At 52.5% G+C, this 11611-nt stretch carries 7 protein-coding genes; 1 reads left to right on the top strand and 6 read right to left on the bottom strand.

The window, feature by feature from the left end; all coding sequences use genetic code 11:
- The coding region (locus ACKI3C_RS04575; RefSeq protein ID WP_407402509.1) for a hypothetical protein at positions 1-192 on the top strand (192 nt) is incomplete at its 5' end.
- Positions 193-472: 280 nt separating this feature from the next.
- Here ACKI3C_RS04575 and ACKI3C_RS04570 read toward each other — a convergent pair.
- The 6 genes from ACKI3C_RS04570 to ACKI3C_RS04545 form a co-directional block, all read right to left on the bottom strand.
- Complete coding sequence (locus tag ACKI3C_RS04570) at positions 473-1222, bottom strand: hypothetical protein (protein WP_407402507.1); 750 nt, start codon at positions 1220-1222, stop codon at positions 473-475.
- Between the two features lie 157 nt (positions 1223-1379).
- On the bottom strand, positions 1380-2582 hold the full coding sequence (locus ACKI3C_RS04565; protein ID WP_407402505.1) for a hypothetical protein: 1203 nt from the start codon (positions 2580-2582) through the stop codon (positions 1380-1382).
- A 290-nt stretch (positions 2583-2872) separates the two neighbouring features.
- Positions 2873-8485: a hypothetical protein gene (locus tag ACKI3C_RS04560; protein ID WP_407402503.1), complete on the bottom strand. Its 5613-nt coding sequence runs from the start codon at positions 8483-8485 to the stop codon at positions 2873-2875.
- Between the two features lie 32 nt (positions 8486-8517).
- The gene (locus ACKI3C_RS04555; RefSeq protein WP_407402501.1) at positions 8518-8883 is read right to left on the bottom strand and encodes a hypothetical protein; all 366 of its coding nucleotides are present in this window, start codon (positions 8881-8883) and stop codon (positions 8518-8520) included.
- Positions 8884-8887: 4 nt separating this feature from the next.
- On the bottom strand, positions 8888-9094 hold the full coding sequence (locus tag ACKI3C_RS04550) for a hypothetical protein (RefSeq protein WP_407402499.1): 207 nt from the start codon (positions 9092-9094) through the stop codon (positions 8888-8890).
- The gene (locus ACKI3C_RS04545) at positions 9091-11601 is read right to left on the bottom strand and encodes a hypothetical protein (protein ID WP_407402497.1); all 2511 of its coding nucleotides are present in this window, start codon (positions 11599-11601) and stop codon (positions 9091-9093) included. The genes ACKI3C_RS04550 and ACKI3C_RS04545 overlap by 4 nt, the downstream gene beginning before the upstream one ends.
- Between the last annotated feature and the right edge of the window lie 10 nt (positions 11602-11611).

The raw sequence follows: 11611 nt of genomic DNA, 5'->3' as shown, positions 1-11611 counted from the left end.
TACCGTAAGCATAGGTTTATAAATTTTAGTGTGTCAAACTATTACTTATCGCTTGCAAAGATAAATAAAAAAAACAAGACTGCCAAACCTTTATCGGCTGGCAGTCCAAGTTTTGTGATTATTAAAGGTGGGGATCTATTAACAAGGCAGAAATGCCTCCCCACACTCATTCACAAAAAACAGGCTTTCTAATTAATTTTAATCTTCCCCTAATCAAGGGTGACACTTGGCACACGCTGTTCGTCCAATAGATGCTGCGTCAGCCCGTTCCACGACTTTCATTTCATGGAATTTGATTGTCACACAGTTCCTGCGATGATAACGTTTACCATATTTTGTAATATAAACAGGATCCGACAATTGCCTAGCATCCTGATTGTCCAGTTTAGAGTAACCTTGGGACGAGTCTGTTGAACACGCCCCTAAAATGAATGAAAGAAATAAAATACAACTTAATCTTTTAATCACGACTTTATTTTATAAAATTATCTATAATTGTTTTTGTGTTATTGGGCAAATCTGTTTCTATAACACCATATTTTTTCACTTTCATTCCGGCCAACCATTTGCCAATAGTTGTTTGAATTTTCTCGAAATCATTTTTGGGCCGAGCATCAACTTCAATAAACAGTACTTCAAGGTCGCTTAAGTCTTGTTTGCATGGCAACAATTCTTTGTTTTCTCGCAAAGTCCTTGCTGTTATATATGTTATATGACCATTGCCATCGTCAACCAAATTGTCCTTATGATAAATATATCCATCAGTCAATACAATCAAAACGTTTCTGTACCCATCTTTTACACAATACGATTTTGCTTTTGTATTAAAAAAACCCCATATATCACTGCCAATAAAATCGTGTTGCTCTACTGTACTTTGATAAATGACTTTAAGATTTTTATCAACAGTTGTCGTCATGTCTTTTGCCACATCCATTTTTTTCTGTATTTGATTTTTCTGGTATGACCCGAGGTCAATATCCATACTTTGTGCAAGTCCATTAATTGTAGGATCAGCAGGAGCTGGATAAAAGAACACCTTAAAACAATCTTTAGCATGTTTTATATTGGAATCCCATGCCTTTTTTGACACTATGCCTGCCAAATGGTTGACAAGTACCGTGTCTTTATCTACTTGGGACGTGCCATCGCCATCTTGTATAACCCTGTTTGACAGGTCAATAAACACTGTTAAGTTTAAAGGTAATTTGGCTGAATCCACCCCACACGTCGGTGTTTTACATTTCCCTTCCCTGCAATCTTTAGAATCACATTCGCAAGGTTGCGGGCACGAACATGGATGACATGAACATGTAGAACATGAGATCAAAAAATAAGCACATCCTGCGATAGCACAAGCTATAATAGCTATAATTGTTTTACTTCTCATTAGATATAGAATTTTGTGTTAAACTTGTTAATCTTGTATTTAAAATTGTTGTTGCTTCATTCTTTTCAGATTCCGTTTTACCTACCAATGTCATGTAGCCTAACCATCCTCCGAAAAACTGATTCAAGCAATTTTTGATTATTGTTATGTCATACCATGATGATGATCGTAACGAATGTTCAAATTTTGCAATTTCATTTTGTAAAGACGTTATGGCTGCATTTTTCTCTCCAATCTTCACGTCAATCTGTCTTGTCTGATTCTGTAGTGCTGTGATTTCTTGTTCAAGTCGCTTGATTGTAGTTGCCCCGTTTGTCATCTCCTCATAACTTTCCATAGTGAAATCAAACACTAACCCCCAAATTATATAGGCAATGAAACCAGCAAAAATAATTACCCAAAAATTAGGACTGTTTATTGCCATTTCCATAGTATATACTGGTTCCGTAGGAGTAGGAATAAACATTTTTTGAGAAATCTCGAATGCAAGAAGAGCATCGAAACAGAATGTTATAAAGTACAATAAAGTGATTTTTACATATTTCCCGAATCCTTTTCCATTAGAGAATTTGTGTAACAAAACGCCTAACGCTAAGAAAATCATAGGCAGGAAAAGAATCAGCAAAAAATTACCTAATGACATTGCCAATGCATCTTGAAAAGCGTAAGGATAGAAAATAGCCTCTCCTACATCGTCTGTTCCATCTCGAAAAAATGCAGAAAATGCAGCAGAACTATAAAAGATAAAAAGATATATGGCTAGTGCTAATGTTACAATGGTACCTATATAAAAATACACCTTTGCCATTCCCCTATGAGTATTACCCTCTTTAATGTTAGCAATGTCATTCTTTTTACCTATTATCTGTTCATTAAGACTATTCTTGTCATCCAATAGGTTGTTTTTCTGTTGTTCTAGTGCCGAGATATTGTTTTTCCTGGTTTCTATATCTGCACTTATTGCCAACTTTCTATTCTGTTGTTCAGTTTCGTTTCCAATTTGTTCTTGCTTGTTGGTTAATATGACCTGGTCTAGTGCGGGACGCAAGGCTTCTTTATCAGCATTAGTTGCACCGGCATAGCGAGACCCCCAACTTGCATAAGTTTCATCTGATTGTTTGCTCAAACCACCCATACTTGTTGTTGATGTATTGGCAGATTGCAGAGTTGTTGTAAAAATTGACTTATCCATGATTGTGTGTTATTTTATTTGACTAATTACTTCTTCAACTGGTATTTATAATCCGCAAAACGAATCGTGCGCGGCCTCTAAAACGAAACGGTCGGTGGTCGGGGCATTTCCAAAAAACGAAATGGTCGCCAATCGCACAATTTGAATGACATTATAACGCCATTAAAAAGACGGGTGTGACTACCATCACGCCCGTCTTTTTTGTCGGGTGCGCGGCTTGCGCCGCGCTTTCGTTGTCGCTCCCCGTTGCGGTCACCGGCTTGGGGCGCCGAAGCCCCAAACCTCCAATCTTAAAACGCGACCACCGCTCGCACACCGTAGGAATTGTTCTTATTGTAGGTGTGGACGGCGCCGCTCCCTGCATTAATGTTGTACGCGTAGGAAGCACTGTATTCGGTGGTTGACCACTGCCAATCGGTCGGCTTCACCCATAAGCCCAGAGCGAATGCCTTGGCAAATATGGCCTTTTCGTTGGCTGTATCATAGCCCTGCAGGTGCCACCACACCATGCGGGCCAGCTCTCCAGCACTCGGCAGCCACCAGCGGTGAGCCTTGAACTTGTCACTCAGCACCTCGCCGGCCTTCACCTTGGGCTCATACGCATAGCAGCGACTCGCTGCAGGGAAATAGAACTCGCGATAATTGTTGCCTTTGGCAGCTACTATCGCGTCGATACGCGCCTGCAGCACCTCGGTCTCGCTCTGCATCGCGTTGGCTTCAATCGGAGCACTCAGGTCATAGCCGTCAAGGGTTACGCCGTTCAGAATCTTGTTCCTGTGGCGGATGATGTGCAGCGTCTTGAACTGGCCCACATGAATGAAGTCGCCGGCTTTATAGGGACCGAGGTTCTCTTCCAACTGCACCATACCCATGTCACCCACGGCAGTCGTGCGCGAGAATATCTTGAAGCCCTGGGCATCGCCGGCGGCCTCGTCGCGGTAGTTAACATCGTTAATGGTATTCGTGCCGACTGCGGTGATATTGCTGATGGCTGGCACATCATAGCAGTTATAGTCCTCGCCACTGTCCAGCGTCACGCCACTCACCCTGTCGGGATGAAGGCCCCACTGGTCACTGACAAGGTTTGCAAGGCCATAAGCCAGGCGGTCAGTAGGATCATCGGGGTTGATGTACATGCACACGCCCACAACGGTCTTGCCTGGCAGATATTCGTCACTGAACGAGCCGTCGGCATACACAAGGTCGCCCTCCTTGCAACTGTGCTCATGGAAATGCAACTCTTTGCTGGCTGTAACTGTGCTGCCGTCATGCAGCGTCAAGGTGACGGTCACCAGGGCAATGGGCGGGTTGGCTTCTGTACCCACGCGGTTCACGGTCACGACTCCGGTCTGGGCATTCACGCTCGCCCACTCGTTGCTCGGCATGCTCCACGTGATGGCGGTGAAGTTGTTGCCCTCGCTGGTAATCTCAAGCGGGTAATCGCCCACCGTGGGCATATACTTGCTCGTGGTGATGGCCACATTCTCGACGGTCTGGCGGTTATATACGATGGTCAGTCCCTGACTGCCGTGGTCAACGTCACCCCACGTCTCTACCCATCTGCGCTTGCGCTCAAAGCTCACACTGGCACCGGTCAGGGTGATGGTGCCGCTCAGGCGGCAGTTGCTCCCGAGGGCAGCGAGCGCGTCAAGCAGACCGAGGCCATCCGAACCATTCAGTCGCCAGTTCACGTTGTCAATCCTCACCTCGCGCAACTGACCGGGTGCGCTGGCATGCACACCACGCACGACCGCGAGGGTGTCAACAATCGGGGTGTTCTGCACGATGATGCTCTCCAGTGAGCCGTAACCCTCCATCTCCAGGGTTGAGACGCTGGTACAGTCTATCAGGCGCAAGGTCTTGTGGTGTCTGCCGAACACAAGCGTGGTCAACGTCGTGGTCTTGGGCAATGTAACACCGGTCACACCGCTTCCCCACAAGTACAACTCGCGCAGTTGCTCCTGCTTGCTCAAGTCAAGGGTGAACACGCCGTTGCTCTTGCTGCCCAAGCCCTCGCAGTTGGTCAAGTCAATCACCTCAAGGCTCACGGCATTGGTGACATTGAGTTCCGTGAGTTTGGTGTTCACCCACTGGCGCGTCTGCCGGTCGGTGTTGCTGCCCAGTCGCAGCGAGCGTAGTTTCACGGCTACGCCAAGGTCGATGTCGCCGATGTCGCCATATTTGTACAGGTCGCCGATGTCGGTCAGCAGGTCGCCGTCAAACAGATATGTCACATTGTCGTTGCGCTCTATGACCATGCCATGCTGCACCTCGCTATTGACCACTGTCACACCCTGCTCGGGGTCAAGGCAGCGGTAGCGAACTGTGTCACTATACTGGTAGTTGCCAAGTCCCAGGCACACCCACATCGGCATATAGGGCTTAATCACCAGGTCGCAACCGTAGCCCCAGGTGCGCCACGTAATACGGCGACCCTCACTGCCCAGCGCCCAGCGGCTGCCCCAGTACCTGAACGAGTTGCCCAACCAGTAGCGGCGCTGGTTCTTCTTGTCGCCAAGGCCACTCTCGATCCAGCGGCTGTAGGGGGTGCCGCCTTGGTACTGCTTCATGCCGTAGTTATAGAGTGCCTCGCACCATGCACCCTGGTGACGCTCAAACCAGGCTATTAAATCCGGGGCGCTGAAACCGCTCTCCTTGCTCTTGTCATACAGCATCTTGGCAATCGCCTGAATGCGGTCGTCAAAGCCATCCTTGAGATTGACCCAGATGGTGCCGCGCTGGCCGTTGAACACGGTGCTCGAGCCTGCAGGCTGGCTCGGTTGGTCATATACGAACCTACCGTTCACAATGTAATCTGACAAACCAAGCCAGAATGGGAACTCGATGCGGCCCGTGTTGCCGATGCCCAGGCCACTGTCTGTGTCACGCGCCAACGGACGCCACAGGCTGCCGTTATAGGTGCACAAGCCCAGGTTCTTACTCCCGTTGTCCATCATGTGGTTCACAAGCATCCATATCAGATACACGCACCAGTGGTCAACACTGATATAGTCACTGGCCTCGCTGATAAACTTAGCAAGGCGGTAGGCTGCTGTGTCGTAGGCATAGGTCACACCCTTGCTGTCAGTGTAAAGGGTGGCAAGCAAGCCGCCGGTGGCGAGTTTCTGGTTGGTGCTCACCAGCCAGTTGTGAAGACGCAACAGTCCGGCAGTCTCGGCTTGAACGGTCTCGGTCTGACCCGCGTTCTCAGCATGGCCAAAGTCGCGCTTCGCGCCGTTCTCTTTTATACTCTTCGGGTAGCGGGCCTCATAGTAGTTGTAGATGTCATTGACCTCGGCATTTCGCTCGCTGTCCCAGCTCATGGCGTTGAACACGGTGTCCCACATCACGTTGTTGTCGCGGATTTCCCACGCCTGGGCACCGCTGCGCTCCCAGGTATATGCGCCCTCAAATCCCAGCACCTTCTCGTTGTTCTTGCTTGTGATCAGGTTGAACATCCCAATCGGGTAATAGGTGTTGTCCCAGTAGCGGAACACGAATATCGGCACGGCCATAAGGCTCTGGCGGTAGGTCACGTCGCTCAACTGCTGGCGCACCTGGTATTGGACCCGCTGAGCCTCGGTCAGCGTGTCGAAGTCTGCACCCAGCGCAACGCACATCTTGTTGTACAGCATCGACATGATCGCGTTATTGGCCATTTCGCTGCTGGCATAGTCTTTCTTAGCGGTCCAGTCGTTGCTCAACGGTTCGCCGGCATACATGCGCCAGCCGGCACGGCTCGCACCGCCGACGGTAACGTTGTTAAAACTCATGTCGAGGTTCCTGAATGGAACCGGGTAGTTCATCGAACTAGTGCCTTGGCATTTGAAGGTGTCACCGCTGGACGTGAACGAGGCGTTGCCGGCTTCAAAGTCATCGGGATTCAGGGGGTTGGTGTAGTTGCTGGTCTGCAGCGGGATGGCGGTCTTGCTCGTCGGCATGGCCTCGGCCTGCAGCACAAGCACTGGAAGTTCGGGACGGGCGGCGATCAGTTTGGGATAGCTCACCTCGAGGTTGCTGTCGAGCACGTCATTGCGCTTGGCGATGGCTATCTTGTCGGCCACTTTGGGCGTGTCGTAGGCATAGTTCTGCACGATGCCTCTGCGGTCAAGGGTGCTGCGGTACATGCGCACGCAGTACAGGTCAACGTCACACTCGGCACTGCCCACAGTGATGGGCTGGGCCACTCCCTGCTTGAATGAGGTGCTGGGAGTGATCAGACACATGCCTTGATACACGCCGTCGATATATACAAGCATCAGCGCCTCGAGACTGTGCTGCTCTGCGCCTTGGTCATCGGTCCAGGTATATTCGGTCTGCGTCCCTTCTATCACCATGTCGATGCGCACACGGGTATCTTCTTTATAGTCACAACTCAGGCTCTCGGAGTCACTCGAAAATGTCATGCCGTTGGCCTTGAACTGGAAGCCGATGCCGCTGTACATGCACTCGGCAACAACGGCATCGGCACGCACACAGTTACGCGTCGCAAGCTCAATGCTCACCGTCAAGCCCCTGCGGGTGCCAGCCACGTCGCTTCCGTTACCCATCGCGGGGTTCTCGTCGAAAGGGGTCACGGGAATGGTCAGGTACTGGCCTTTCTTCAGGTGCAGGGCGACGTTGCCGTCACTATCGGCAGCCCAGCCACTTCCGCCGGCGATGAAGTCGAGGGCGCTAAGGTCCACGCTCACGCCGCCGCCGTTCCACACGGCGCGGTCCTGGTCGTTGTTGCTCTTGCCGGAACTGCGCAGCACCACATCGGCACCGGCCACCTCGCTCAGCACGACTTCGCCGGCAACAATGGTCACGGCAATGTTGCGGCGCACACCACCGCACTCAATGCGCACGGTGCGGTCGCCGGGCATTGTCTCGCCAAAGAGTGCCACGCTCCAGGTCTGCAAGGCGCTCAGACCGGCATCCAGCGTCACGGTCTGCACGCTGCCGGCAAGCACGGCATTGTTCTCGCCGATGATGGAAAGGCTCACCTCCACATCGCCACTTGCACCGGGGTTGACAATCCAGTAGCCCAGCGTCAGGGTGTTGTACATGGCAAGGCGCGTCCCCGCTTTCAGGTCGCAGCCTATGACCACACCGCTCGCACCGGCTGGCTGATAGATATATTCCTTCTCTATCACGTCGGTGCGGATGTCCGCGTCTTCGGCATATTCCGCCCAGACCGTGACGCGGTGAATGCCGTAACTCTTGCCGGTCGTGATGGGGTAACTCTTCACCGATCCCGCACTCTGCGTTCCGCTCACCACCTCCTCGCCGTCGATGGCAACATGGACATTGCCTGTCACGGAACCGCTCAGGCGCACATCGACAGCCCAGTCACCGCTCATCACGGCGGCATCCGCCCAGTACGGCAACGACACGCCGATGTTCACGGCGGTCACCTCATAGGCCAGTGTCTGCTTCCTAACGCCATAGCCGTTGTCAACCTCAATGTAGAAGCGGTTGGTTCCCTCGCTCAGGTAACGACCCACATCTATGTCGTAGGTGTTGCCGTCATACACATCGAGGGTCTCAACCTCCACGTCATTCACAAGCACGCGGGCCGTGCAGCGGGTGGTCACGCTGATCTGCTCGTCGCCGTTCTGGTACTTGTTGCTCACGCCCAGCGACACCATGAATGAGGTGCCGAGCGCAATCCTGTAGGGCGCACTGCCCGCCACCGTGGTCGTGAGGTTGAGCAGGTAGTTGCTCTCGCTCACCACCAGGTCTATCATGCCGTTCTCATCGGGCATGAAGGTGCTGCCGTTCAGCCGCACACTCTTCACACCACCCTGATTGCCTATTATCGCGGCAATCAGGCGGTTCCACTCGTCGGCGGCAACCCGCCCTTGAGGGGTCTTGCCCTCGTTCTCGACCTTGCCGGCAAGGTCACTGATGTCTATAGCCATTGCTTTATCGTTTTAATGCTGTTATAATGTCATTAGAAAATGATGGGGAAGGTCAGTGGGAAGCCCTTGATCAAGGGCGTGCCCTCCCTGCTTGCCACGGTGAACAGACCCAGATTCAGGCTCTGGATCTCACCGTCGTCGATGCACACGTACCACACCCGCGTGTCCCATGAGCCCAGTGCCAGGTACTCGGCGGTGCTCATCGGTCGCACATTGTTCAAGGTGGTCAATGCCGCGCTGATCTGCTGCTTGGTTTCCTCGGGGATGCCGTTGAGGCGGTCAACAATCTCGTTTATTTTCTCGGGAAGACTGTTGAACTCGCCGGCTGTAACCCGCTCGCCGGTCTGCTTCTCGGCGATATACAAGCGGTCAATATTCTGGTTCTCGTTCTGTGCCATGTCGCTATGATAGTTTGAAAGGTAAGGTATAGGTGAAACACTCGTCGGTAACGGGACCGATCATCGTCAACGCATGGGCGACTATCTCGGGAATGTACTTGCTGTAAGCTCCGTCCTGCACGGCACTGCCGCCCACCACACGCACGCGCACCAAGCCGCCGTTACTGCGATTGTCGGCACTCAACCTTATCTTGATGTTCTTTACACTCATTTCTCAACTTCTATGTTTTGCCAGAATTGTGTCACTTGCGCAGTAAGGCAGCCATTCGTGAATGACCAGTATATCTGCCAATATATTGGGTATTTCATGGTCATCACTGCCGCTGTTTCATCCAACGACCAGTCGAAAGCATCTATCTCTGCTTGCGTAAGACCATAGTTTTGACGCAACTCGTCCTTGGCTTCGTCGATTGTGCCGAATTTCTCTATATTGTCGAATGTGGTTATCCTGCTGGCAACAGGTCGATAAAGCCCGTTCACAAGTTGGGTCGTGTCAAGCTCTCCGTTGTTGACTATGCTCTGGCTAATGAAATACAAGCCGTTCGCGGCAGATGCGAGACTGGCATCGTGGTTGCTGTAAGAACCGCCGGATATCACGCCGTTGATGCTTTTCGCTTGATAGCGGTATATATTGACCGCGTTTGTCGTGGCCTCACTATGGTCTCCGTCTGACGTTGTGTCAAGTGAAATGAACACCACACTACTTGAGTCAAACCGCTCTTCGGTCACATTGTTCCAGTTCATGCCATTAGGGCCAAGGTCATAGAGCATCTGCCCATTGTTGTTGAAATACTTGAGCACAGCATAGCCATTGGCATCAACACCGAACTGAATGTTGCGCTGACCGCCCTGACCGTAAACGTCCATCGTACTGCCGGCTATCACGACACGAGCCTGTCCTTCGGTAGGACGGGTCTCAAGCCTTTTGACCACAAGATCATCGCTCACCTCGGTAGTCGCGGCACTAAGCAGGATTTTGTCGTCCTCGCCGTTAATATAGATGCCAATCTTGCGCAAGCCGGCAAGCACGTTTGTATTGATAACCTCAAGGGCGATGCTGTTGGCCGTCTGCGTGATCTTGCTCGTGGTCATCTCCTGCACCGGTTCCCAGTCCCACACGCTGAACGACGACCCGCTGGCCTTGGCGGTCTTGCAACGCACAATATCGTTGTTGAATATCTCGCCACCGCTATAGGCTTTGTCGGTGACGGTGTCATACCACTGCGTTTGTATGCTGTCATTGCCGGTGTCAACAATGGCGGGATAGGTGGCATTCACCCACAGGTCACCCTCATCATACGGGGCGCGGGGCTGCCCGACGAACACCCTCCGCTTGCCGTCGGCGGTGTCCTGCGCTCTGGCTGCCGCTTCCAGCGAGGCAAGCACGTCGCGGTCGGTAAGTTCATTCCAGGTCCAGACATTCTCCACCTGCTGCCACACCCACGCTCTGCCACCACCGCTCGACAGGGCTCCACGATTGTAGTACAGGTCGCCTTCATGCAAGACCTTGGTGTCAGCATCTGTCCAGTCCACGGCTGGAGCGTTCTGCAACGTGGGGGCAACGTCGCCGAACCACATCTCTATCATCTGGTCGGCCTGGTCTTGGGCTGCGGTGACCATGCCCTCAAGGCTGCTCACCAGTTCATCAAGGCGCACCCTATTGCCGTTGCGGTCGGTCACTGTGATCCAGGAGCCATAAGGGCTTAACTGGGCCTCGGCAGTGGGTAGTGTGAAACTGTTGATGCCGGTATATATGCGCACATAGGGATTGCCCGTTCCGGCACCGGCTATCACAATGGCGTTCTGGCGGCTGCTGTCGTTCTCATTGCCAAGCAGCACCACATGGTCACCGGCTTCGGGCCAGTCGCTCTCACTGGCATACTCTCCAGGCAGATTGCCCAGCGACACCCAGTCGTCACCAACGGCAACCACCTTGCGCCAGTAGTATTTGTTCTGCGTGTTCTTGCTCTGACGGTAATGAAACGTCTGGCAACGGGCAAGGTCGCCAACCTCAAAGGTGCGCACCACCTGATTGCCGGCAGCGTCCTCGCGGTTGAAGTAGCATTTATACCAGGGAACGACGCTCACGCCGTCCACAAGCACACCTTCTCCTGGCTCCACACGGCTCACGACCATCAATGCGGCACTGGCAACAATCACACCGCCCACATGGCTCATCTTCTGGATCTCCAGTTCCACGGCACTCAACTTCTGCCGCACATGCAACTGGTCAACCTCCAGCTGCCAGTTGCCATCAGCGTCTTTCGTGAGACCGAAGCCGGTACCGCCGGCCTCATAGTCGCCGCTGTCGATGCCCTCGGGGAGGTGTAGCCTGGCTTGTGCCGTGTCTTCTACGTCCTTGCGCAGGAATTTGTCCCACGCATCGCTGTCGGCACTCAACGACTTGGCCTCATCGGCCACGCCGGCCCCGTCGGCATAGCCGGCCTTGACCTTGCCCTGCTCGCTCTCATCGGCATCCTCGGCTTTCTGGCGCAGCAGCAGGTAGCCATCCACTTCGCTCAGCGAGTCAAGCAGGGGCTTGTTGGCATGGCTGTGCGCTTGGGCCGCAAGTTCGGCACTCTCTGTTGCGCCGCTCTCACTTTGGCCGCCAACGGTCACACTGCCGCCACCGCCGGAACCGGATGTCCCCTGACGGCGTTTGCTTCTCGGTTGGGCTGTGCGCTCAACGGTTGTAACTGTATATTGTTTCTTGCTCATTGTCCCTTGT

The sequence above is a fragment of the Sodaliphilus sp. genome, from assembly GCF_045598405.1.
In the GTDB taxonomy this organism is placed as follows: domain Bacteria; phylum Bacteroidota; class Bacteroidia; order Bacteroidales; family Muribaculaceae; genus Sodaliphilus; species Sodaliphilus limicaballi.
This window is presented reverse-complemented; position numbering and strand designations above follow the sequence as displayed.